Raw genomic sequence first — 23,634 nt, 5'->3', positions numbered from 1 at the left:
TTTTGAATTAAATATTAAAAAACACTTGAAAAATAATTCCACAAAAATAATAGCATTTCTTCTAATTGCAATATTAATTTGCGCTTGTAATGCCGTAAAAAGAGTTCCCGATGGAAAAAACCTTCTTGTAAAAAATAATATTTTGGTTAACGGAAAATCAACAAACGATGAAACGGCTTCTAACCAAATGTACCAAAAACCAAATGGTAAATTATTGGGTTACAAACTTCGATTAAATTTATACAATTTAGCCAATTTAAATCCAGATTCTACTTATCAGGCAAAATTTAAAAACAATCCTGAAAAGTATGAGCGTATGTCTAAAATATTCTCAGCAAAGCAAGTAGATCGTTTGGGACAATCTTTTTATTATAAAGGGATTCATGAGTTTCTAAAAAATACTGGTGAACCGCCTGTAATAATTGACACTTCAAAAACTAAAAAATCATTATTACGCTTAAAATACTATTATTTCAATAATGGCTTTTTTAATGTTCAAACCGATTATACTATTGATACGGTGGGAAAAAAGAGAGCCGCAATTAATTATAATATTACTACTGGACCGGCTTATAAACTGGATACCATCAGAACCAAAATAATGACTCCGGCATTAGACTCATTATATCAAACTAATAATGATCCTTCTTTATTAAAGTCTGGAAATCAATATAAAACTTCAGATTTTGAAGAAGAAAAAAACCGTATTACAACCTATTTCAGAAATCATGGGGCTTACTATTTTCAGCCTACGTATGTAACTTTTGACATTGACACTATCGGTAAAAAAGCCAAAGCAGATGTTACTTTAATTATTAATAATAATAGTATTCAAGAAAGAGATTCTAGCCGTACAGAACCTTTTAAATTGTATAAGATTAGCGATGTAAATATCTACACTGATTATTCTGCTGCGAATGCTAAGAAAAAACCAACAGACAGTGTAACGTACAACAACTTTAATTTATATAGCTACAAGACCTTAAAATATAGACCACGCGCTATTACAGATGCTATTTTCATTACAAAAGGAAGCACTTTTGCGGACTTTAGAACTACTCTATCTTCTCGATATTTAAATAATTTAAGAATTTTCAATTATCCTTCTATTCAATATGAAGTTGACAAAAGAGATTCTACAGCCCAATCTCTTATTGCGAATGTTTATCTAACGCCAAGAAAAAAATACAGCTTTGGGGCCACTCTTGACGTAACGCATTCTAACATTCAAGATTTCGGAATTGGAGCCAGTGTTTCTGAGACTATTCGAAATGTGTTTAACCGTGCAGAAACTTTAGAAATTTCGGCTCGTTTAAACGTGGGTTCATCCAGAGATATGGCCAATCCGAACGATAATTTCTTTAACGTTTCTGAATATGGTTTAGATTTAAAACTGAATTTCCCGAGAATTTTACTGCCGTTTGGAACAGAAAAAATCATTCCCAAGAGTATGATTCCGTACACTTCTGTGTCGTCTGGTTTTTCCAAACAGCGAAATATTGGTCTAGACAAAGAAAACTTTACAGGAGGTATTTCATACAACTGGACTCCAAAACGTCATAACACGGCAAAACTGGAATTGTTAAATGCGCAATTTGTTCGCAACTTAAATCCAGATAATTATTTTAGAGTTTATACTTCTTCTTATGATGATTTGAATGGTATTGGAAAAGATTACAATACTAACCTTTCTAACTGGGGAACTACCCCAGAAGAACAAGAGAGAAAAGATTTAACTATACCTACAGGAACAACGGGATTTACGAGAGACGTATTGACTGGACAAACAGCCTTAACTCCTGCAGACTCTCAGTACCAAGAGGTTGAAAGTATCGAAGAAAGAAGAGTTCGTCTGACTGAAAATGATTTCATTCTAGCGACAAGCTATTCTTTTACGAAAACAACAAAAAAGGATTTGGCTGATAATAATTTCTATCAATTTAGAACAAAAATTGAGTCGGCAGGAACCTTGCTTTCTGCAGTTTCTGAGATTGGAAATCTTCCAAAGAATGCAAGAGGAAACTATGAGATCTTCAATTTAGAATATTCAGAATATATTAAAACTGAATTTGATTACATCAAACACTGGGATTTTGGAAAAGAAAAAGTATTAGCCGTAAGAAGCTTCTTCGGAATTGCGATTCCGTTTGGAAATTCAAACTACATTCCGTTTTCACGAAGTTATTATGGCGGGGGTTCCAATGACAACCGTGCTTGGCAACCTTATGCTTTGGGACCGGGAAGTACGAATGCCGTAAATGACTTTAATGAGGCCAATATGAAAATTGCCGCTAGTATCGAATATCGATTTAAAATTTTTGGCGATGTTAAAGGTGCGCTCTTTGCAGATGCCGGAAATATCTGGAATGTGCTCGATAATGTCATAGATCCGAAGGCAAGATTTGACAACTTAAACGATTTAGAAGAAATTGCTGTAGGTACCGGATTCGGTTTAAGATACGATTTGAGCTTTTTTGTGATTCGTTTAGATTTAGGCTTTAAGACTTATAATCCGGCGCATGAGAAGGGAGACCGATGGTTTAAAGAATACAATTTTGGGCACTCGGTTTTAAATTTTGGTATAAATTATCCGTTCTAATGCTAATTAATTCTTATTTTTGCAACCTAAAAACTAAAAACAACTATAAAAAAAAGTACAATGGCACACAACATTAAACCAGGAGTAGCTACAGGAGATCAAGTACAAGAGATCTTTAATTATGCGAAAGAGAAGGGTTTTGCTCTTCCAGCAGTAAACGTTACTGGATCTAGCACAATTAACGGAGTTCTTGAAACTGCAGCAAAACTAAACGCGCCAGTTATCATTCAATTTTCTAACGGTGGAGCACAATTCAACGCTGGAAAAGGGTTATCAAATGCAGGTGAAAAAGCAGCTATCGCAGGAGGAATCGCGGGAGCAAAACATATTCATACTTTGGCAGAAGCTTACGGTGCAACTGTAATCTTACATACTGACCACTGTGCAAAAAAACTTTTACCTTGGATTGATGGTTTATTAGATGCTTCTGAAAAACACTTCGCAGAAACAGGAAAACCATTATTCAGTTCTCACATGATCGATTTGTCTGAGGAGCCAATCGAAGAAAACATCGAGATCTGTAAAGAATATTTAGCTAGAATGAGCAAAATGGGCATGACATTGGAAATCGAACTTGGTATTACAGGTGGTGAGGAAGATGGTGTTGACAACTCTGATGTTGACAGCTCAAAATTATATACTCAGCCAGAAGAAGTAGCTTACGCTTACGAAGAATTATCTAAAGTAAGCCCTAAATTTACAATTGCTGCTGCTTTCGGAAACGTTCACGGTGTTTACAAACCAGGAAACGTAAAATTAACTCCAAAAATCTTAAAGAACTCTCAAGATTTCGTACAAAACAAATTCAACACAGGACACAATCCAGTTGATTTCGTTTTCCACGGAGGTTCAGGTTCTACTCTTGAAGAAATCAGAGAAGGAATTAGCTACGGAGTTATCAAAATGAACATTGATACAGATTTACAATTTGCATACACTGAAGGAATTCGTGATTATATGGTTAAAAATCTTGACTATTTAAAATCACAAATCGGTAACCCAGAAGGTGCTGATGTTCCTAACAAAAAATACTACGACCCAAGAAGATGGGTACGTGAAAGCGAAGTAACTTTCAACGCAAGATTGGAGCAAGCTTTTGCTGACTTAAATAACGTTAACACGTTATAATAAAAGTATTCAGTTTACAGTTTTAAGCGTTCTGTTTTGAATGCTTAAAACTGAATACCACTGAACACTGAAATTTTTATTACTGAACACTGAATACTAAAAGAAATGGCTTGGTTTAAAAGACAAGAAAAAGGGATTACGACCGCTACAGAAGATAAGATGGACGTTCCGAAAGGATTGTGGTACAAATCTCCTACTGGAAAAATTATTGATGCTGACGAATTAGCAAGAAATTTATTCGTAAGCCCTGAAGATGATTTTCACGTTCGAATTGGAAGCGCAACCTATTTTGAAATTTTATTCGACAACAACGAATTTGTTGAGTTAGACAAAAACATGACTTCTAAAGACCCTCTGCATTTTGTGGACACAAAAAAATATGCAGATCGTTTGAAAGACGTAATGGAAAAAACTCATCTTAAAGACGCTGTACGTACGGGAGTAGGAAAATCTAAAGGAAGAGAACTTGTAATCTGCTGTATGGATTTTGCTTTTATCGGTGGATCTATGGGAGCAGTAGTAGGAGAAAAAATCGCAAGAGGTATTGATCACGCGATCAAAAACAAATTGCCTTTTGTAATGATTTCTAAATCTGGCGGAGCTCGTATGATGGAAGCTGCTTATTCTTTAATGCAATTGGCAAAAACCTCTGTAAAACTAGCTCAATTAGCTGAAGCTAAATTGCCTTACATCTCTCTTTGTACAGATCCAACAACTGGAGGAACAACTGCATCTTACGCTATGTTAGGAGACATCAACATATCTGAGCCAGGCGCATTGATTGGCTTTGCTGGTCCTCGTGTTGTACGTGACACTACAGGAAAAGATTTACCAGAAGGTTTCCAAACTGCTGAGTTTCTTTTAGAGCACGGTTTCTTAGACTTTATCACGCCTAGAAAAGAATTGAAAGATAAGATCAACTTATATATCGATTTGATTCAAAATAATGATATTCGATAGTTTTAAAAACTATTCAAAATAGAAAATCCCAAGAAAAATTGTTTCTTGGGATTTTTTTGTTTTTAACCATATAAGTAATGTAAGGTTATTTAAGTTTCCGTTGAATATTTTGAAAACCTTTTAGGAATAGTATAGAGTAAATATGAATGAATATTTTTGAGATGAATTCATAAATACCTACAAGGTTTTTAAAACCTTGCAGGAAATAAAAGTCCATTCTTTATCACCCCGCTTTCTTCAAATCTCTTTTCAATTCTTTTTCAGCAATTTTATAAGCTAATTTTTCGCGCCAAACAGCATAACGTTTTCTAAAAACCACTTTTATACCGCTATCTACTGCGCCATGCATAAATAAGCTCCAGACACTCGCTATTTTTCGAGATACCGACTGATCCCACGCGCGTAGTGTCAATGAAAAAGAGCCGTCAATATAACGCATCCAATGCCACATTCCTGTTGGCATAAATAATGTGTCTCCGTGTTCTAAGAAAACTTCGTACCCTTCTACTCCTTTTAAAGCAGGAAATTTTTCAAAATCAGGATTAGCTACATCGTAATCTTCTAAAGCGTAGGTTGTATTTGGAAGACAATACAATCTTTTTTTCCATTTATTATCAAATAAGATAATATGCTTTCTTCCTCCAAAATGGGTATGAAACAAATGCGGCAGATCAATATCGTAATGCAGAAACGTAATAGCCTTAGAACCTCCAAAAAACATTGCAGGCATGCTTTCTATAAAACCTCCCATTAATTCTTTTGGAACTTTTACATCATTAATAAGTTCTGGCCTGTGTTTAAAAAGATTGAAGAAAAAAATACGCAGTTGTGTTGGCTCTCTTTTTATAAGATCTAAGTATTCGCCAAATTTCATACTGGCAATTGAAGCATTAATTACTTTTGAGGGATCAGCTTTAGAATTATCAACCAATTTCACCTCAATTTCTCCAGCAATTTCCTTAAAATATTCTGTCGACCATTTCTCCCTTGCAGGCCAGTCATTGGTAAGTCCTTTTATAATTAAGGGCTTCTTTTTGTCTAAATAATTTCTTTTGAAATCTTCTCTAGAAATAGACTCAACAGTATCGACAGATCTAAGGTTAAAGCTCATTTGTTTAATGGTTTAAATTCTTAACCTATCAAAATTATCTAATTATTCCGACCCAACAAAATTTACAGTAAAATAACACAAAAGCAATATTACATTCCTGTTCGAATTGCTTCTACCGGATCTAAATTTGCGGCAGAAATTGCCGGTAGAATTCCCGAAATTAAACCGATAAGCGCTGCTAAGCCAGTTCCTAAAATGATATTCCCTAAACTAAGAACAAATTCGAAGTCAAGCAATTTAGTTAAGGCAAAAGCAATTCCCCAAACCATTAAAAGACCTATTATTCCTCCAATTACAGAAAGAATTACAGCTTCAAACAAAAATTGGAATAAGATAAATTTATTTTTTGCTCCCAATGATTTTTGAATTCCGATAAGATTGGTTCTTTCTTTCACCGAAACAAACATAATATTGGCAATTCCGAAACCGCCAACCAAAAGAGAAAATCCACTGATTACCCAACCTACAAAATTCATCTGTCCTAAAATTCCATCGATAAAATCGGTAAATCCAGAAAGTACATTTATAAAGAAATTATCCATTTCTCCTGCTTTCATTCCGCGGATTGCTCGAAGTTTCTGGGCAATTTGCGCTTTGTACGCATCCATATCAACTCCTTTTTCGGGTTTCAAAACAATTACAGGCGTCATTGCATCGCTGTCTCCGTACATTCTTCTTAAAAAATTAGCTGGAATATAAACCGAAGTATCGTTACTGTCTCCAAAAAATCCTGCTCCTTGTTTTGCCATTACACCAATAACTGTAAATCGCTGTCCGTAGAGACGGATGTTCTTACCAATCGGGTCACTTGTTCCGAAAAGTCCATCGGCAATATCGTAACCCAGAACAATAACAGCTGTTCCAGAGTTCGATTCTGATTCGTTGTAAAATCTGCCTTTATCAAAACTCACACCGTCAATATCGACCATTTCGCTTGACGCAGGAATAATATTGACATCGCTGACTGTTTTAGAATCATACTTTAAACTTTCTCTATTTACAAAAAGCTGATACCCCACTTGATCGGTGTCGTTCATCGAATTTTTAAGCCCGACATATTCATCATATTTCACGTTTGGAAACTGCTCTCGCTTCCATTGTGGAATTTCAGACGGCCCAAAGCTGAATTTCATTAAATAAATTGTATTTTTATCTAAACTGCTCAAATCTTTAGTAATTTTTTTATCTAAAGAGTCAACCGCAGCCAAAACAGCGATAATTGAAAAAATACCGATAGTTACGCCTAAAAGCGACAATAAGGTGCGCAATTTATTATTCCGTAAAGCATTGATGGCGAAGCTCAGGCTTTCTTTTAATAATCTTAGATAAACGATCATATTTTTGTATTTTTCAATAAAGTAAAATTCAATAATTTAAATTCAAAAACCTAATAAAAGTTAACTTACTCATCAGTAGATTTTTTTAGCATATTGTTACACTAATTACTTTAAAATAATATATAAAAAAACTACTTTTGCAGTCTGAAAATCATAACTACACAATGAGCACAACTAAAAAAATACAATCGGCATTAATTTCTGTTTTTTCTAAAGATGGATTAGAACCAATTGTTAGAAAATTACACGAACAAAATGTAACACTTTATTCAACTGGAGGAACTGAAGATTTCATCAAAAACCTTGGTATTCCGGTAGTTCCTGTTGAAGATATCACTTCTTTTCCTGAAATTTTAGGCGGAAGAGTAAAAACTTTACATCCAAAAATCTTTGGTGGTATTTTAAATCGTCAAGATAATGAAAGTGATGTTCAGCAAATGAAGGAATTTGATATTCCTCAAATCGATTTAGTAATTGTTGATTTATATCCTTTTGAAAAAACAGTTGCTTCTGGAGCAAGCGAACAAGATATTATTGAAAAAATTGATATCGGTGGTATTTCATTAATTCGTGCTGGTGCAAAAAATTTCAAAGACACTGTAATTGTAGCTTCTGTTAACGAGTACAGCTTACTTTTAGATTTGATTACAGAGCAAGACGGAGCAACAACTTTAGAAAACAGAAGATTGTTTGCTACTAAAGCTTTCCACGTTTCATCTCACTATGATGGAGCTATTTTTAATTACTTCAATACAGATGAGACTATTTACAAAGAAAGTATTGCAAACGGTCAAGTTTTAAGATATGGTGAAAACCCTCACCAAAAAGGATTCTTCTTTGGAGATTTTGATGCTATGTTCCAAAAACTTCACGGAAAAGAATTATCATACAACAATTTACTAGATGTTGACGCTGCAGTTAATTTAATTGCTGAATTTAAAACTGACGGACCAACGTTCGCCATTTTGAAACACAACAATGCTTGCGGATTGGCTTCTAGAAAAACGATCAGCGAAGCTTATTTAGCAGCTTTAGCTTGCGATCCTACTTCTGCTTTTGGAGGTGTTTTAATTTCAAATGTTAAAATTGATTTAGAGACAGCGCAAGAAATCAACAAATTATTCTGCGAGGTTGTAATCGCTCCAGCTTATGATGATGAAGCAGTTACAGTTTTACAAGAGAAGAAAAATCGTATTATTCTAGTTCAGAATGAAGTAGAATTACCTGCTCGCCAAGTAAGAACTTGTCTTAATGGTTTGTTAATTCAGGACAGAAATAATATTACGGATAATAAAGAGCATTTAAAAACCGTTACAATTACAGAACCTACTGCTCAAGAGATCGAAGATTTGATCTTTGCTTCTAAAATCTGCAAGAATACAAAATCAAACACTATTGTATTTGCTAAAAACGGAACATTGATTTCATCAGGTACAGGTCAGACTTCAAGAGTTGACGCTTTAATTCAAGCTGTTGACAAAGCAAAAGCTTTTGGATTTGATTTAAATGGAGCTTCGATGGCAAGTGATGCATTTTTCCCATTTCCGGATTGTGTAGAATTGGCTAAAAAAGCAGGAATAACTGCTGTAATTCAGCCTGGAGGTTCGATTAAAGACGAATTAAGTATAAATTATTGCAATGAAAATAATCTTGCAATGGTATTTACAGGAACTCGTCATTTTAAACATTAATTTGTTTAACTTTGTTCGATAAATAATTTATAACATTTTAAACCCCTAAAAAACTTATGGGATTTTTTGATTTCATGACCGAGGATATTGCGATAGACCTTGGAACCGCAAACACTTTAATCATTCATAATGATAAAGTTGTCATTGATAGTCCATCTATCGTTGCACGTGATAGAGTATCAGGCAAAATCATTGCTGTTGGTAAAGAAGCCAACATGATGCAAGGTAAAACACATGAAAACATCAAAACTATAAGGCCTTTGAAAGATGGTGTAATCGCTGATTTTGATGCTTCGGAAAAAATGATCAATATGTTCATTAAAAGTATTCCTGCATTGAAAAAAAGAATGTTTACTCCAGCTTTACGTATGGTTGTTTGTATTCCTTCTGGTATTACTGAAGTGGAGATGAGAGCGGTGAAGGAATCTTGTGAGAGAGTAAACGGAAAAGAAGTTTACTTGATTCATGAGCCAATGGCAGCGGCAATTGGTATTGGTATTGACATTATGCAGCCAAAAGGTAACATGATTGTAGATATCGGAGGTGGTACAACAGAAATCGCGGTTATCGCTTTGGGCGGAATTGTATGTGACAAATCTGTAAAAATTGCAGGTGACGTTTTCACAAATGATATCGTTTACTACATGCGTACACAGCACAACCTTTTTGTTGGAGAAAGTACTGCTGAGAAAATTAAAATTCAAATTGGAGCGGCTATCGAAGATTTAGATGGTCCGCCAGAAGATATGTCAGTTCAAGGTAGAGACTTGCTTACAGGGAAACCAAAACAAGTAGATGTTTCTTACCGTGAAATCGCAAAAGCTTTAGATAAATCAATTCAGCGTATTGAAGATGCGGTAATGGAAACATTATCTCAGACTCCTCCAGAGTTAGCAGCAGATATCTACAACACTGGTATTTATTTAGCTGGTGGTGGATCAATGTTAAGAGGTCTTGACAAACGTATTTCTCAAAAAACAGATTTACCAGTTTATATTGCTGAAGATCCGTTAAGAGCAGTTGTTAGAGGAACAGGAATGGCCCTTAAAAACATTGCAAAATTTAAGAGCATCTTAATCAAATAAGATTTAAAAATAACAATCAATTTACTTTTATAAGGGTCAAATTTTCAATATTTGACCCTTGTAAAAACTGAAACCTTTAAGCATATCCTGAAACAAAATAACCAGACAAGAAATGCAGCAAATATTTAATTTCATTATAAGAAACAGTAATCGATTGCTGTTTTTGCTGCTTTTAGGTATATCGTTAGGACTCACAATTCAATCACATTCCTTTCACAGAAGCAGAGTAATCAGTTCGGCAAATTTTTTAAGCGGAGGTGTTTACGAAAGAATCAATCGTGTTAACGAATACTTGAATTTAAGAGCAGAAAACGACGAACTTGTACTTGAGAACGCAAGATTAAAAAGTCTTTTATTCAACAAAGAAGACACTACAAAACCGCCTACTCCTGACAGTATTAAAGGTGTAAAACCTTCGGATATTATTGTATCTAAAGTTATTCATAATTCATACAGCACACACGAGAACTATATCACTTTGAACTCTGGAAGCAAAGACGGAGTAAAACAAGACATGGGAGTTATCAATAGTTTAGGAATTGTTGGTGTTATCGACAATACTTCGCCAAACTACTCCACTGTGGTTAGTATTTTGAATATGAAATCGCACATAAATGCGAAAATCAAAAAATCAAATCATTTCGGTTCATTAACGTGGAACGGAAAAAGCACAGGATATGTACAACTGGAAGATGTTCCTAGATTGGCTTCTATCAGAAAAGGCGATACGATTGTTACTGGTGGACAATCTGTAATTTTCCCTGAAGGAATTAATATCGGAACGGTTGATATTGTGTACAAAAAAGAAGGTACAAGTTTTTATGTTATAAAAGTGAAATTGTTTAACGACATGACCAATTTGGGACACGTTTATATCATTAAAAGCAAAGGAAGAGAAGAGCTTATTAATTTAGAAAACAAAAGCAAAGAGAAAGATGAATAGCGCTTTGTTGGTAAATATTTTTCGATTTATTATGTTACTGGCAATTCAGGTTGTTATTTTCAACAACATGAATTTCTTAGGATACATAAGTCCTTTTCCGTATATCTTGTATATCATTTTATACCCTGTAAACAGTAATAAAGCAGGATTAATAATTTCTAGCTTCTTCTTAGGATTAATAATGGATATGTTTTGTAATTCTGGCGGTATACATGCTACTGCCTGTGTTATTTTAGCTTATTACCGACCTTATATTTTCAAATTTTCTTTTGGTTTGAGTTATGAATATCAAACTATTAAACTAAACGAATCTTTAACCCCAGAGCGATTTTCATTTATACTGGTCTCGGTCTTAATGCATCATATTGTATTATTTGTCTTAGAAGCATTTCAATTCAAATTTATCTGGGACATTTTGCTCCGAACCTTATTTAGCTCTATCTTTACGATAATCACCTCTATAATAATAATATATCTTATTAAGCCCAATAAACGATGAGAAAAGTCTTGCTGCCCACTATAATTATTATTGCAGCATCTTTGCTAGTGATCAGAATCTTTTACCTGCAGATTATTGATGATTCTTTTAAATTAAAATCTGAAAATAATGCGATAAAAAAGGTCTATGACTACCCAGAAAGAGGCTACATCTATGATCGTAACGGAAAACTTCTTGTTGCGAATCAGGCTTCTTATGACATCATGGTTATTCCGAGAGAAGTAAAAAAAGACCTTAATATTACTGAATTTTGTTCACTTTTAAATATTACTCCAGAAGATTACCACAAACGTATCGAAAAAGCAAAAGTTTATAGTCCTAGACTTCCTTCTGTATTTTTGTCTCAATTGAACAAGAATGAATTTGCTGCTTTTCAAGAGAAAATCAGAAAATATGATGGATTCTATTTCCAAAAAAGATCTCTTCGTGATTACGAAGTAGATTATGGCGCCAATATTTTTGGTTCTATTACACAAGTAAATGAAAGCCAAATTGCAAAAAATCCATACTATAATAGTGGAGATTTAATTGGAAGACAAGGTGTAGAAGAAAGTTATGAAGAAATTCTACGCGGTATTAAAGGCGTAAAATACATTCAAAAAGACAAGTACAACCGAGAAATAGGCTCATACAAAAGCGGAAAGTATGACACGATCGCTGTTGCTGGAGAAGACATTAACTTAACTATCGATGCCGAACTTCAGAAATATGGCGAAGAATTAATGATTAACAAGCGAGGCGGAATCGTTGCTATTGAACCTAAAACAGGTGAAATTCTTTCATTAATTACCGCTCCTTCTTATGATCCTGGAATTTTAGTAGGACGCCAAAGATCTAAAAATTATACGCTTTTATACAACGATTCTATTGCAAAACCATTGTATGACAGAGGACTTTTAGCAGAGTATCCTCCTGGTTCTCCATTTAAAATTTTAACCGGTTTGGTTGCACTTCAAGAAGGTGTAATAGACGAAGAAAAATTTAGTGTTTCCTGCCATCATGGTTTTAGCTACGCGCGTGGCCGTTTTATGAGATGTCACTGTAGCGGTGGACAATTGCAATTGCATAGAGGAATTTATCAATCTTGTAATACTTATTTTGCAACCGCTTATATGAGAACGATAAACAAATACACTAAGCCAGGCGCTGCTGTAGATATTTGGAGCAATCACGTAAAAAGTTTTGGGTTAGGTCAGTTTATGGGTTACGATTTGCCAACTGGTAAACGAGGCAATATTCCGACTTCTAAAACCTATAAAAGAATTTACCCTAACGGCGGCTGGAGAAGTACTGCAATTGTATCTAATGCCATTGGACAGGGAGAAGTTTTGATGACGCCAATTCAACTTGCTAATATGATGGCAACAATAGCTAATCAAGGTTATTATTATACACCTCATATTATTAAAAAAATTGAAGGCGAAAAGATTGATCCTAAGTTTACAACAAAACATGTTACAACAATTGACCAAAAATATTTTACTCCTATCATAAGCGGTCTTTTTGATGTTTATAATCGAGGTACTGCTTACTCGCTTAGAGTAGAAGGGATTGATATTTGCGGTAAAACGGGAACAGCAGAGAACTTTGCCAAAATTAACGGCAAAAGAACACAGCTTAAAGACCACTCTATATTTGTGGCATTTGCTCCAAAAGATAACCCGAAAATCGCCATTGCTGTGATGATCGAAAATGGAGGTTTTGGTGCAACTGTAGCTGGACCGATAGCAAGTTTGATGATTGAAAAATATTTGAGAAAAAAAATCACAAGAACCGATTTAGAAATTAGAGTTTTAAATAAAAGTTTGGCAGCAGAATACGCAAAAGTGGCGCCACCAAACCCGGCAAGTATTATAGAATCTGTTCCAAAAGATTCTGTTTTGAGAGCCAAAATCATTGTTCCGAAACCAGTTGTTCCGAAACCAGTTGTTCCGAAACCAGAAGCCAAAAAAACAGCAGTAGACACAACTAAGAAAAACTAAGAAAGAAGATTACTTCAAATGAAAAATCAAAGTGTAAAAAATAATATTGATTGGATAAGTGTCTTTATCTACATTGCGCTGGTAACTTTAGGTTGGCTGAATATCTATTCGTCTTCTTTATTGTCAACAGACGGTACTTATCAGAAACAGCTTATCTTTATTTGCTGTACAATTCCTTTGATCTTTGTTGTACTTTTTGTTGATGGTAAATTTTACGAAAAATATGCCAGCATTATATTTGGAGTCTCTTTATTGTCTCTAGCAGGATTATTTCTCTTCGGAAAAACAATTGCTGGACAACGATGCTGGTATGCTATAGGAAGTTTTACATTGCAGCCTTCTGAATTTGCAAAAGCGGCTACTTCTTTGGCTTTAGCCAAATATTTAAGTGATACGCAAATTAACCTAAAAGAAACCAACAGGCAGATTCAGGCTTTAGCCATTATGCTCTTGCCAGTATTATTGATTTTACCACAACCAGACCCTGGAAGTGCGTTAATTTATAGTGCTTTTATTCTTGTTCTGTACAGAGAAGGTTTGCCTTCTTGGTATGTTTGGACCGCCTTTATAACTATTGTTCTCTTTGTCCTTACTTTGGTTTTAGAACCTTATGCTGTTATTATAATGGCTTTTGTGGTTTTGGCAATCATACATTTTAAAGGCAGAGCAGTCGATCGAAATATTATTTTAAGTGGTATCTTATTAGTTTTAATCTCAGGATTTGTTTTTTCTGTAGATTATGTATTTGATAACGTTTTTAAACAGCACCACAGAGACCGTTTCAATATTTTACTAGGTAAAACTGTAGACATGAAAGGTATTGGATACAATACGAATCAATCTGAAATTGCAATTGGATCTGGTGGATGGATCGGAAAAGGTTTCCTAGAAGGAACACAAACAAAAGGAGGATTCGTACCTGAACAGCACACCGATTATATCTTTACAACCGTTGGTGAAGAATGGGGATTTGCTGGTTCTTTTGTGGTTATTTTACTTTTCGTGAGCTTATTACTTAGAGTAATTTATTTAGCAGAAAGACAGAAGACAAAGTTTAGTCGGGTTTATGGCTACTGTGTCGCCGCAATTCTCTTTATACACTTCTTTGTAAACATTGCGATGGTAATAGGAATTTTTCCAACAATCGGGGTTCCTCTACCCTTCTTTTCATACGGAGGTTCTGGACTTTGGGGATTCACTATTTTGCTGTTTATTTTCCTTAAAATGGATGCTAATAAAGTGAATGAATGGTAGATTTCTGAGCTACTAAGCTGCTGAGGGACTAAGATGCTAAGGTTCTGAGGTTATTCCTAGAGCTTCTTTCGTAAAGCTTTGAAGCTGTAGAAGTCAAAAGATATTTACTTAGACAACTCCACATTTATATTTTAATAATCGATATTATACATAAAAAAATCCGAAGCTTGCACTTCGGATTTTTGTTTTTATATGAATTTGAATTCTCTTTTAAATATTCTCGCTTGGTCTCTTTTTTAATAATTTCATTAAAACTGGGAAAGTAGAGATGATAATGATAATGATAATAATGTATTCGATATGTTTCTTTAAATCTATTCCCTGTTTTAAGAACACGCCGTATAAATAATGTCCTGCAAAAATCAATATGAATGACCAAAGGAAAGAACTTAAGACATTATAAAACATAAACTTCTTTTTGTCCATCGAAACGATTCCGGCAACAATTGGAGCAAACGTTCTGAAAATTGGCAAGAAGCGCGCGTAAATAATTGCTTTTCCACCGTACTTTTCAAAAAAGTCTTTTGATTGAAGCAGATATTTTTTCTTAAACCAGAATGAATCTTCTTTTTTAAATAAATAATAACCACTTTTTGCACCAAACCAATAACCTGTCATATTTCCTAAAACTCCCATAATAGCAACTGCTGTAGCAAGCAGAAATACATTTAAAAAATCATTTGGGATATAGGCAACATTCTCAATTAAATCACGGCTGTAGATACCTGCTAAGAAAAGCAAACTATCTCCAGGCAGAAAAAAACCTGCAAAAAGTCCTGTTTCAGCAAAAACTATAAACAGAACAATAAACAACCCAATCTGAAAACCTCCGACACTTAAAGTAATATAAAATTCAGGGTTTAATAACTGGGTCCATTCAAAATTATTCATAAAACGAGATTGGTTATCTTTATAGTTTGTGAAAGTAACAATAATTTACTTTAACCACAATAAAATGCGGTATTTTAAACATAAATTAACTATTAAAAAAAGCCCAAACTATTTGTCTGGGCTTCACTTTACACTATTCTCTTACATACTTGCAACAGCTATGCAAGTTGTCATAATCTTCTGTTGTTGCTTTAACTTCCTTAGTATCATGACCAGCCTTAGCAATTGCTTTGTTTAAATCTGACGGAGAACATTTCTCTTCGTTTAAAATAACCGAAAGCTGATGCGAACTCACATCCCAGCTTGCCGTTTTTACTCCCGGCACACCATAAGCTGCTTTTTCAATTCTTTTCTTACACTGTTCGCAGTTTCCGTTTACTTCGGTTGCATATTTTAAATTCTTATTTTTTTTGGTTTGAGCCTGAGCTGAAAAACCTAAAAACATCATCATGGCGATTAAAACTATTTTATTCATTTTGTCTATTATTTATCGTTATTGAAATTATTCTTTATTTGATTTTAAATCGTAATCCTGCATAATACATTTGCCCAAAAATTGGAGCGTATGCTATTGATGCATCAAAATTAGGTCCAAAAGGATCATTTGCTCCTAAAATTGCTTTTTCTTGTTTGTAATTTCCAATATTTTCTCCTCCTATATACACTTCAAAAACAGAAGAAAAAACACGTGTTACTTGCGCATTCATTACCGCATAAGCTGGAGAAAAATTAGGAAATTGATCTTCTGCTGGGTTCGATGCCGTATAAGGCAACTGCTGTTTTCCTGACCAATTATAGGTAAAATCAAACTTCCATTGCTTATCGTCATTCATAGTTGTTTCGTATTCTAAATTCCCTAAGAAACGATGTTTTGCTTGAAGCGGACGCTGGTATGTTCCTCTTAAATAATCGGTTTGAATGTCATAGTATTTATAAGCCGTTCTCAAATTCAAGTTATGAATTAATTCGTAGTTAAATTCCACTTGAAGACTGTTAGCAAAAGAACTTCCTTTCAAATCATAAAATAAAACTTGCTGTGGACTTTGCATTACGTCTACAACTGCCTGATTTTGGAAATCGGTTCTGTAGAAGTCAAAACCTGCATCTGCATTTTTGCCAAATATTTTGAATTTCTGCGAAAAACTCACTCCATAATTCCAAGCAATTTCTGGGTTTAAACCGTATACTTTTCCATTAGAATCTAAAATTGAAAAAGTTCTTGAACTGGCGAAAAGCTGTTGGTTTTCTGCAAAAATGTTAGCTGAACGTTTTCCTCTTCCTGCAGAAAAACGAAGCACTCCATTTTTCCAAGGATTATATCTCATGTGCAATCTTGGCGTTACAAAAAACCCCAATCGGTTGTGATTGTCAATCCTTCCTCCCAAAATCAAACTGAAATTATCTGTATTGTCATAAGTATATTCGAAGAAAGCACCAACCGAATTATCAATTCTGCTTACGTCTGTCAAGTTTACAAACTCCTGATATTGATCGTAAGAAAAATTCAAACCAGTTGTAAACTTATTCATCGTATTGTTTATAATCGAATTGAAGATCAAATTAGAATAAAAGCTGTTTTGCTTGATATCATATTGATTTAAACCAAAATAAGAATCTTGCTTATGACTATTAAAAGCATTTTGAAACCCGATACTTTGGTACGGCATATCCTTAAATACATAACCGATTTTTGTTGAAACATCAAAACGTTCTGTATTAATTTCAGATCCCCAATAATTGGTTGTTCCGCGATCACGATCTTTATCAAAATCTACTTCTCCAGTTTGTTTTTTATCATTCATATATCTGAAATTGATAAAACTAACTAAACCGCTTTCTGGATTATAATATTGATAACGATTTAAAACATTGATTTGTTTTCCTAATGGATTATCTAGAAAACCATCATTGTTCATGTCGTTTTTTGCTACACGTGTATTTCCGTGAACAAATAAACTTGTTGCCCATTTATCTGAAAGTTTTTTATTAAAATGCGTATTCAATTCAAAACGAGAATCGGTCGAACCGTAAGCATTTAAAAAGAAAGGAATATCGCTTAATGGTTTTAAAAGTTCTGTGTTAATTTGACCTGATATACTTTCGTAACCGTTTATAACACTTCCCGCTCCTTTAGTAATCTGAACACTTTCGATCCAAGTTCCAGGAGTAAATGACAATCCGTAGGCTTGAGAAGCACCTCGAACGGAAGGAATATTTTCTTCTGTAATCATTAAATACGGACTAGTAAGCCCAAGCATTTTGATTTGTTTGGTTCCTGTTAAAGCATCAGAAAAATTAACATCGATTGACGGATTGGTTTCAAAACTTTCAGCAAGATTACAACATGCTGCCTTAAGCAGTTCTTTACTAGTAATCACAGAAGTATTGGCTGTTAACGTATAGGATTTTTTAATTCCTTTTTGCTTTTTTGTAATTTTTACTTCGTCTAGATCTTCTTGTGAAAATACCGATACAGAAAGCATAAATGCTACAAAAAGCATTATATTTTTTTGCATAAAAAATGATTTTAATGTTGAAATAGAATTACATTCTTGCATTCTGCGCAAAGCAAAAAGCAATAAAATGTAAACGCAAAGCCTTAATCAAGACTTGCAGCGCATCTTAACATTAAAATCAGGAATAGAAAATATACTGATGGTATAATTTAAATAAGGGGGGTGCATTCGCATCAGCATAATACGAAAGAACTTCTTTCTTTTTGAAACTTGGAAGTTCTAAAAAGACAAGAGGTTTGTAATCTTGTGTAACTGCTGGAAAAGCAAATTGAAAAAAGAAGAATTTGATTGTTGCATCATCTGATTTTTTTTCGAAATGAACAACTTTGTCTTTGCAGCAAGAATTCTTTTTCTCTTTAGAACCGCAACATTTCTTTTCAACTACGGGTTCTGCTGTAGTTTTTAAAGAAACCGAAGCAATGTGTCCTCCGCAATAATGTACATCAAAAGCAAACCCAATATTGGAAACCAATAAAAGGAACGCTAAAAATAGGCCTGTACACTTTTTCAAATTCATACTGCAAAGCTATTCAAAAACTGTCGATAAAAACTAAAACAAATGTTATTTTTTAGCTTTTTGTAGCTGATAATAAAACCCAGGAATAAATAATAACACCAAAATAGGCTGAATTATAAATCTCCTTACATAAAAAAGAAGCCAGCCAGCATCTGGAAAAAATTGGAGTATTATAAAAAATGAAGTTAAAAGAACAACCAAAAAGAAAGCATATACAAACAAGCTGAATTTAAAAATATCGCGATTTTGAAACAAAGCATAAATCAGTAAAAGAGACAATACCGAGTTTAAAAAATAACGCAGAAAAAGTCCCCAGAAAAGTTTTAAAGTATCTACTTCAGGATAAGGAATTGAATGAAAATCGGCCTTAAAATATACCAGAAAAGGATCGTAAAACAATTTATTTTCAAATGTTCTAATTAAAGCAAGACCTATTACCACAACAATTGCGGTAAAGATTTGAAATTTATTCTCTTTTAATTTATTTAGCATATTTTGAAAATCTATTAATCCAGAAAATCCATAAAACAAAAACATATCCGTAAATCATTAAAGGAAAGAAAGTTCCGTGCAAAAATCGGGTATATTGCGGAAAGTTATACACAAGAACAATCAGAAGAGAAATTCTTATGACATTCAAAACATAAATAGATATAAGTCCTAAGAATATAAACAATAAGGTCTTTTTTAAATTTCCCGAAAAAGCGGCTACAAATGACACAAAGAGTATCATTACGCTTACAGCATTACATCCTTCAGTAATGCGGGCAATATATCTTCCATTTAAAATAATATCCTGCCATGGATTCTGAGAGTTTTTCTGAATTATGACATCGTAATTAAACAGTTTTAGCAATTGCTCTGAATTTCTGCCAGAAAGCATCGTTACTCCGTCAAGATCTTCGACTTGATAACTGTTTAAATAAAACTTATAAAGCAGTGTAAGCACAATATAAGTGAGGAAAAAGATGCTTACAAAAATCAAGAATGGCTTAAACTGGATTAAATATTTTTTCAAGAGATTTTTTTTTCAAATTTATGTATTTTTTAAGTTTAGCTTTAAATACTTTTGTATAAATTTTTACATTATGACATTTCAAGAATTACAACCAAAAATAAGCGCAATTATCGCTGGTAATGAAGCAAATAGAGACGAAAAATTATTGGCAGTATGCCAGCTTTTAAACGAAAACGTAGAGTATTACAACTGGGTTGGTTTTTATTTTGCCAATCACGACACTAAAACTTTACATTTAGGGCCTTACGTTGGCGCAGAAACCGATCATACTGTTATTCCGTTTGGGAAAGGAATTTGCGGTCAGGTGGCAGAAAGCAATGCCAATTTTGTCGTGCCAGACGTTAAAGCACAAGACAATTATATTGCTTGCAGTTTAACTGTGAAATCAGAAATTGTTGTGCCTCTTTTTGTAAATGGAGTAAACATCGGACAAATAGATATTGACAGCCACGTTATTGATCCGTTTACAGAAGCTGACGAAAGATTTTTAGAATTTGTGAATCAAGAAGTTGCTAAATTATTCTAGATAAACTATTTTTAATAGAAAATAGAACTGAATGAAAAGGAACATCTTCATATTTTTGCTTCTGCTAATTTCAGTTAGTCTGTCTGCGCAAATTAACATGGTTTCAAAAAAGATCTTTCTAGACTCTTTAAATCGTGAATGCAAGCCAGAAAATCATGCTTATACCAGAGTAATTACAAACTATTCGCAAGTAAGCGCACGCTATGTTGTGACTGACTTTTACAAGAACGGAAGAAAGAAAATGACAGGTTGCACTTTGGATCGCGATATTTTGAAAAAAGACGGCGAGTTTATTTACTTTTTTAAAAACGGATCAAAAGAAGCTGTTATCAATTTCAAAGATGATCATAAAGAAGGAAAAGAAATCAATTGGTATGAGAACCAAATTAAAAAGTCTGAAAAACAGAATATTTGGAATCCGAAAACCAAAACATCTCAAACATTGCTTTTAAATTTTTGGAATGAAAATAAAGAGCAGATTGTTACCGATGGAAATGGAGAATATGAAGGAACCGAAGGATTTACAACACAAAAAGGAACTATCAAAGATGGGCTGAAACAAGGCATCTGGCAAGGAACGGATACTTTGAACAAAGTTACTTTTATTGAAAAATACGAAAAGGGTGTTCTAATTTCTGGAACAAAAACAGATGAAAACAATATAAGTTATTCTTACCCTTCAAAAGGAAAAGAAGTTGCTAAAAAATCGGCTTCAAATCATTAAAAAAGAATTTCTTAACTCCTTATTTTTAGATTCTTTTATTTTTTTTTGATTTTTCTGTTTTTTTAATCTAATTTTGCACCCGTCTTACAAAAGTTGTATGACATACATAAAAATCATTAAATAATATTGGAATGTATTTAAGCAAAGAAAAGAAAGAAGAGATTTTCGCACAACACGGTGGTGCAACAAACACTGGAAGCGCAGAAGGTCAAATTGCATTGTTCACTTACAGAATTTCTCACTTAACTGAACACTTGAAAAAAAATCGTCACGATTACAACACTGAGCGTTCTCTTGTACTATTAGTTGGTAAAAGAAGAGCTTTGTTGGACTACTTGAAAAAGAAAGATATCAACAGATATCGTGAGATTATCAAAGTATTGAATATCAGAAAATAATCAATATAGAAAAGAGGTGCGAGAGTGCCTCTTTTTGTTTTTACATTACAGCTGTTTATTACAAGCATATTACAAGAAAAAAAGTTTGGTTTTTCATTGGGTTTTAGATAACAACAACTACACACAACAACAACTACAACACAACTAAAACCCATTGTATAATCAATAAGGAAAAAATTTATGATTCCACAATTATTTGTAGAAAAAATCGATTTAGGTGATGGCAGAAGCATCACAATCGAGACAGGGCGTTTAGCTAAACAAGCAGATGGTTCTGTAGTAGTAAGAATGGGCGACACGATGATACTTGCAACAGCAGTTTCAGCTCGCACATCAAACCCAGGCGTTGACTTTTTACCATTAACGGTAGATTATCGCGAAAAATTTGCAGCAGCTGGTCGTTTCCCAGGAGGTTTCTTTAAGAGAGAAGCTCGCCCTAGCGACAGCGAGGTATTAACAATGAGATTAGTAGACCGTGTTTTACGTCCACTTTTCCCAGATGACTATCATGCAGAAACACAAGTTATGATTCAGTTAATGTCTCATGACGAAGAAGTTATGCCAGATGCATTAGCTGGTTTAGCAGCATCTGCAGCATTAGCAGTTTCAGATATTCCATTTTACAACTTAATTTCTGAAGTACGTGTTGCACGTATCGACGGAAAATTAGTAATCAACCCAAGCAGAGAAGAATTAGAAAAATCTGATATCGATATGATGATTGGAGCTTCTATGGATTCTGTAGCAATGGTTGAAGGTGAGATGAAAGAAATTTCAGAAGCTGAAATGATTGAAGCAATTAAATTTGCTCACGAAGCGATCAAAGTTCAAATTGAAGCACAATACCGCTTACAAGCTGCTTTTGGTAAAAAAGAAATTCGTACTTACGAAGGTGAGAAAGAAAACGAAGAAATTTACAAAAAAGTAAAAGAAGCGGCTTACGATAAAATTTATGCTATTGCAAAAGTTGGATCTGCTAAACACGAAAGAGGCGCTGCATTTGCTGAAGTAAAAGAAGAAGTAAAAGCTTTATTTACAGAAGAAGAATTGGCAGCCGATGGTGATTTAGTTTCTAAATATTTCTACAAAACAAACAAAGAAGCTGTTCGTAATGTAGTTTTAGAATTGGGCGTGCGTCTTGATGGTAGAAAAACTACAGAAATCAGACCTATCTGGTGTGAAACTGATTATTTACCAAGAGTACACGGATCTTCTTTATTTACACGTGGAGAAACTCAAGCTTTGGCTACTGTAACTTTAGGAACTTCTAAAGAAGCAAACCAAATCGATTCTCCATCTGAGCAAGGTGAAGAGAAATTCTACTTACACTATAACTTCCCTCCTTTCTCTACTGGTGAAGCAAAACCATTAAGAGGAACTTCAAGAAGAGAAGTTGGTCACGGTAACCTGGCTCAAAGAGCATTAAAAAATATGATTCCTGCAGATTGTCCTTACACAATCCGTGTTGTTTCTGAGGTATTAGAATCTAACGGTTCTTCTTCTATGGCAACAGTTTGTGCTGGAACTATGGCTCTTATGGATGCTGGAGTTCAAATGACAAAACCAGTTTCTGGTATTGCTATGGGATTAATTACTGACGGTGAGAAATTTGCTGTTTTGTCAGACATCTTAGGAGACGAAGATCACTTAGGAGATATGGACTTTAAAGTAACTGGAACTGCTGATGGTATTACAGCTTGCCAAATGGATATCAAAATCGAAGGATTGCGTTATGACATTATGGAACAAGCTTTAGCCCAAGCTCGTGACGGACGTTTGCATATTTTAGGTAAATTAACTGAAACTATTGCAACTCCTAGAGCAGACGTTAAAGCTCATGCACCTAAAATCATTACTAGAACTATTCCTGGAAACTTTATTGGAGCATTAATCGGACCTGGAGGAAAAGTAATTCAAGAATTACAAAAAGCTACTGGAACTACTATTGTAATCAACGAAGTTGACGAGCAAGGTGTTATCGAAATTTTAGGTACAGATCCTGCTGGAATTGAAGCGGTATTAGCAAAAATTGCTTCTATTACTTTCAAACCACAAATGGGAGAAGCTTACGAAGTGAAAGTTATTAAAATGCTTGATTTTGGAGCTGTTGTAGAATATACTGCTGCACCAGGAAACGAAGTATTGCTTCACGTATCTGAATTGGCTTGGGAACGTACAGAAAATGTTGCTGACGTAGTTAAAATGGGAGATGTTTTCCAAGTGAAATACCTAGGAGTTGACCCTAAAACTAAAAAAGAAAAAGTGTCTAAAAAAGCACTTGTTCCAAGACCTCCACGTGAGGATAAAAAAGAGTAATCAGATCTTAGTTTACTAAAGGTTTATTCATAGAAAACCCCAATTCTTAACCGAATTGGGGTTTTTCAGTTTAAATCTTTTTTTAATAATGGAGCCAGTTTTCATTTTCGAGTAAAAACCTTCATACTATTAACTTAAT

Annotated in this window: 21 protein-coding genes; 13 read left to right on the top strand and 8 right to left on the bottom strand. The window is 34.0% G+C overall.

All coding sequences use genetic code 11. The features are described from left to right. Positions 1-25: 25 nt before the first annotated feature. From Q9Q97_RS06630 to accD, 3 genes are all read left to right on the top strand, one after another. On the top strand, positions 26-2,599 hold the full coding sequence (locus tag Q9Q97_RS06630) for a BamA/TamA family outer membrane protein (protein WP_306155784.1): 2,574 nt from the start codon (positions 26-28) through the stop codon (positions 2,597-2,599). 60 nt (positions 2,600-2,659) lie between these two features. Then, positions 2,660-3,727: a class II fructose-bisphosphate aldolase gene (fbaA, locus tag Q9Q97_RS06625; protein WP_229354528.1), complete on the top strand. Its 1,068-nt coding sequence runs from the start codon at positions 2,660-2,662 to the stop codon at positions 3,725-3,727. Between the two features lie 105 nt (positions 3,728-3,832). After that, complete coding sequence (gene accD / locus Q9Q97_RS06620) at positions 3,833-4,687, top strand: acetyl-CoA carboxylase, carboxyltransferase subunit beta (RefSeq protein ID WP_111367748.1); 855 nt, start codon at positions 3,833-3,835, stop codon at positions 4,685-4,687. A gap of 223 nt (positions 4,688-4,910) precedes the next feature. On the opposite strand, the gene Q9Q97_RS06615 is transcribed toward accD, so the two are convergent. Both Q9Q97_RS06615 and Q9Q97_RS06610 read right to left on the bottom strand, forming a co-directional pair. Then, positions 4,911-5,798 (bottom strand): cupin-like domain-containing protein, encoded by an 888-nt coding sequence (locus Q9Q97_RS06615; RefSeq protein ID WP_306155783.1) that lies wholly within the window; start codon positions 5,796-5,798, stop codon positions 4,911-4,913. 89 nt (positions 5,799-5,887) lie between these two features. Then, on the bottom strand, positions 5,888-7,135 hold the full coding sequence (locus Q9Q97_RS06610) for an ABC transporter permease (protein WP_306155782.1): 1,248 nt from the start codon (positions 7,133-7,135) through the stop codon (positions 5,888-5,890). 164 nt (positions 7,136-7,299) lie between these two features. Here Q9Q97_RS06610 and purH point away from each other — a divergent pair, with 164 nt between their 5' ends. The 6 genes from purH (at position 7,300) to rodA (ending at position 14,589) form a co-directional block, all read left to right on the top strand. Next, positions 7,300-8,826 (top strand): bifunctional phosphoribosylaminoimidazolecarboxamide formyltransferase/IMP cyclohydrolase, encoded by a 1,527-nt coding sequence (purH, locus tag Q9Q97_RS06605; RefSeq protein ID WP_306155781.1) that lies wholly within the window; start codon positions 7,300-7,302, stop codon positions 8,824-8,826. Positions 8,827-8,882: 56 nt separating this feature from the next. Continuing rightward, positions 8,883-9,911, top strand: coding sequence for a rod shape-determining protein (locus Q9Q97_RS06600; RefSeq protein WP_008466528.1), 1,029 nt, complete (start codon positions 8,883-8,885; stop codon positions 9,909-9,911). 112 nt (positions 9,912-10,023) lie between these two features. Beyond that, positions 10,024-10,854, top strand: coding sequence for a rod shape-determining protein MreC (gene mreC / locus Q9Q97_RS06595; protein ID WP_125723314.1), 831 nt, complete (start codon positions 10,024-10,026; stop codon positions 10,852-10,854). Next, positions 10,847-11,353 (top strand): rod shape-determining protein MreD, encoded by a 507-nt coding sequence (locus tag Q9Q97_RS06590; RefSeq protein WP_125723313.1) that lies wholly within the window; start codon positions 10,847-10,849, stop codon positions 11,351-11,353. The genes mreC and Q9Q97_RS06590 overlap by 8 nt, the downstream gene beginning before the upstream one ends. After that, entirely contained in the window at positions 11,350-13,335 is a 1,986-nt protein-coding gene (gene mrdA / locus Q9Q97_RS06585; protein ID WP_306155780.1) for a penicillin-binding protein 2, read from the top strand. The genes Q9Q97_RS06590 and mrdA overlap by 4 nt, the downstream gene beginning before the upstream one ends. Positions 13,336-13,353: 18 nt before the next feature. Beyond that, positions 13,354-14,589, top strand: a complete 1,236-nt coding sequence (gene rodA / locus Q9Q97_RS06580; RefSeq protein WP_306155779.1) for a rod shape-determining protein RodA — start codon at positions 13,354-13,356, stop codon at positions 14,587-14,589. A 210-nt stretch (positions 14,590-14,799) separates the two neighbouring features. On the opposite strand, the gene Q9Q97_RS06575 is transcribed toward rodA, so the two are convergent. From Q9Q97_RS06575 to xrtF, 6 genes are all read right to left on the bottom strand, one after another. Further along, positions 14,800-15,480 carry a DedA family protein gene (locus Q9Q97_RS06575; RefSeq protein ID WP_306155778.1) on the bottom strand — a complete coding sequence of 227 codons (681 nt, stop codon included), beginning with the start codon at positions 15,478-15,480 and terminating at the stop codon, positions 14,800-14,802. A gap of 133 nt (positions 15,481-15,613) precedes the next feature. Next, entirely contained in the window at positions 15,614-15,955 is a 342-nt protein-coding gene (locus Q9Q97_RS06570; protein WP_306155777.1) for a heavy-metal-associated domain-containing protein, read from the bottom strand. Positions 15,956-15,989: 34 nt separating this feature from the next. After that, positions 15,990-17,996, bottom strand: coding sequence for a TonB-dependent siderophore receptor (locus tag Q9Q97_RS06565; protein ID WP_306155776.1), 2,007 nt, complete (start codon positions 17,994-17,996; stop codon positions 15,990-15,992). Between the two features lie 118 nt (positions 17,997-18,114). Next, complete coding sequence (locus tag Q9Q97_RS06560; RefSeq protein WP_306155775.1) at positions 18,115-18,513, bottom strand: hypothetical protein; 399 nt, start codon at positions 18,511-18,513, stop codon at positions 18,115-18,117. A 45-nt stretch (positions 18,514-18,558) separates the two neighbouring features. After that, positions 18,559-19,005, bottom strand: coding sequence for an exosortase F system-associated protein (locus Q9Q97_RS06555; protein WP_306155774.1), 447 nt, complete (start codon positions 19,003-19,005; stop codon positions 18,559-18,561). After that, positions 18,995-19,531, bottom strand: a complete 537-nt coding sequence (gene xrtF / locus Q9Q97_RS06550; RefSeq protein WP_306155773.1) for an exosortase family protein XrtF — start codon at positions 19,529-19,531, stop codon at positions 18,995-18,997. The genes Q9Q97_RS06555 and xrtF overlap by 11 nt, the downstream gene beginning before the upstream one ends. Positions 19,532-19,601: 70 nt before the next feature. Between xrtF and Q9Q97_RS06545 the strand changes: the two genes are divergently transcribed. From Q9Q97_RS06545 to Q9Q97_RS06530, 4 genes are all read left to right on the top strand, one after another. Further along, positions 19,602-20,057 carry a GAF domain-containing protein gene (locus Q9Q97_RS06545; RefSeq protein ID WP_306155772.1) on the top strand — a complete coding sequence of 152 codons (456 nt, stop codon included), beginning with the start codon at positions 19,602-19,604 and terminating at the stop codon, positions 20,055-20,057. 97 nt (positions 20,058-20,154) lie between these two features. Continuing rightward, positions 20,155-20,781 carry a hypothetical protein gene (locus Q9Q97_RS06540; RefSeq protein WP_306155771.1) on the top strand — a complete coding sequence of 209 codons (627 nt, stop codon included), beginning with the start codon at positions 20,155-20,157 and terminating at the stop codon, positions 20,779-20,781. Positions 20,782-20,912: 131 nt separating this feature from the next. After that, positions 20,913-21,179: a 30S ribosomal protein S15 gene (gene rpsO / locus Q9Q97_RS06535; RefSeq protein WP_111288334.1), complete on the top strand. Its 267-nt coding sequence runs from the start codon at positions 20,913-20,915 to the stop codon at positions 21,177-21,179. A gap of 180 nt (positions 21,180-21,359) precedes the next feature. Then, a complete protein-coding gene (locus Q9Q97_RS06530) occupies positions 21,360-23,495 on the top strand; it encodes a polyribonucleotide nucleotidyltransferase (RefSeq protein WP_306155770.1) in 2,136 nt (711 codons plus the stop codon). Positions 23,496-23,634 lie beyond the last annotated feature (139 nt).

The sequence above is a fragment of the Flavobacterium sp. DG2-3 genome, assembly GCF_030730925.1.
Taxonomy (GTDB): Bacteria; Bacteroidota; Bacteroidia; order Flavobacteriales; family Flavobacteriaceae; genus Flavobacterium.
The sequence above is the reverse complement of the archived record's forward strand: the minus strand, read 5'-3'. Positions and strand labels throughout refer to the sequence as shown.

Excerpts from the sequence above, each read along its gene's own strand:
- fbaA (WP_229354528.1), top strand. The coding sequence starts at position 2,660 with ATGGCACACAACATTAAACCAGGAGTAGCTACAGGAGATCAAGTACAA.
- accD (WP_111367748.1), top strand. The coding sequence starts at position 3,833 with ATGGCTTGGTTTAAAAGACAAGAAAAAGGGATTACGACCGCTACAGAA.
- Q9Q97_RS06615 (WP_306155783.1), bottom strand. The coding sequence starts at position 5,798 with ATGAGCTTTAACCTTAGATCTGTCGATACTGTTGAGTCTATTTCTAGA.
- Q9Q97_RS06610 (WP_306155782.1), bottom strand. The coding sequence starts at position 7,135 with ATGATCGTTTATCTAAGATTATTAAAAGAAAGCCTGAGCTTCGCCATC.
- purH (WP_306155781.1), top strand. The coding sequence starts at position 7,300 with ATGAGCACAACTAAAAAAATACAATCGGCATTAATTTCTGTTTTTTCT.
- Q9Q97_RS06600 (WP_008466528.1), top strand. The coding sequence starts at position 8,883 with ATGGGATTTTTTGATTTCATGACCGAGGATATTGCGATAGACCTTGGA.
- mreC (WP_125723314.1), top strand. The coding sequence starts at position 10,024 with ATGCAGCAAATATTTAATTTCATTATAAGAAACAGTAATCGATTGCTG.
- Q9Q97_RS06590 (WP_125723313.1), top strand. The coding sequence starts at position 10,847 with ATGAATAGCGCTTTGTTGGTAAATATTTTTCGATTTATTATGTTACTG.
- mrdA (WP_306155780.1), top strand. The coding sequence starts at position 11,350 with ATGAGAAAAGTCTTGCTGCCCACTATAATTATTATTGCAGCATCTTTG.
- rodA (WP_306155779.1), top strand. The coding sequence starts at position 13,354 with ATGAAAAATCAAAGTGTAAAAAATAATATTGATTGGATAAGTGTCTTT.
- Q9Q97_RS06575 (WP_306155778.1), bottom strand. The coding sequence starts at position 15,480 with ATGAATAATTTTGAATGGACCCAGTTATTAAACCCTGAATTTTATATT.
- Q9Q97_RS06570 (WP_306155777.1), bottom strand. The coding sequence starts at position 15,955 with ATGAATAAAATAGTTTTAATCGCCATGATGATGTTTTTAGGTTTTTCA.
- Q9Q97_RS06565 (WP_306155776.1), bottom strand. The coding sequence starts at position 17,996 with ATGCAAAAAAATATAATGCTTTTTGTAGCATTTATGCTTTCTGTATCG.
- Q9Q97_RS06560 (WP_306155775.1), bottom strand. The coding sequence starts at position 18,513 with ATGAATTTGAAAAAGTGTACAGGCCTATTTTTAGCGTTCCTTTTATTG.
- Q9Q97_RS06555 (WP_306155774.1), bottom strand. The coding sequence starts at position 19,005 with ATGCTAAATAAATTAAAAGAGAATAAATTTCAAATCTTTACCGCAATT.
- Q9Q97_RS06545 (WP_306155772.1), top strand. The coding sequence starts at position 19,602 with ATGACATTTCAAGAATTACAACCAAAAATAAGCGCAATTATCGCTGGT.
- Q9Q97_RS06540 (WP_306155771.1), top strand. The coding sequence starts at position 20,155 with ATGGTTTCAAAAAAGATCTTTCTAGACTCTTTAAATCGTGAATGCAAG.
- rpsO (WP_111288334.1), top strand. The coding sequence starts at position 20,913 with ATGTATTTAAGCAAAGAAAAGAAAGAAGAGATTTTCGCACAACACGGT.
- Q9Q97_RS06530 (WP_306155770.1), top strand. The coding sequence starts at position 21,360 with ATGATTCCACAATTATTTGTAGAAAAAATCGATTTAGGTGATGGCAGA.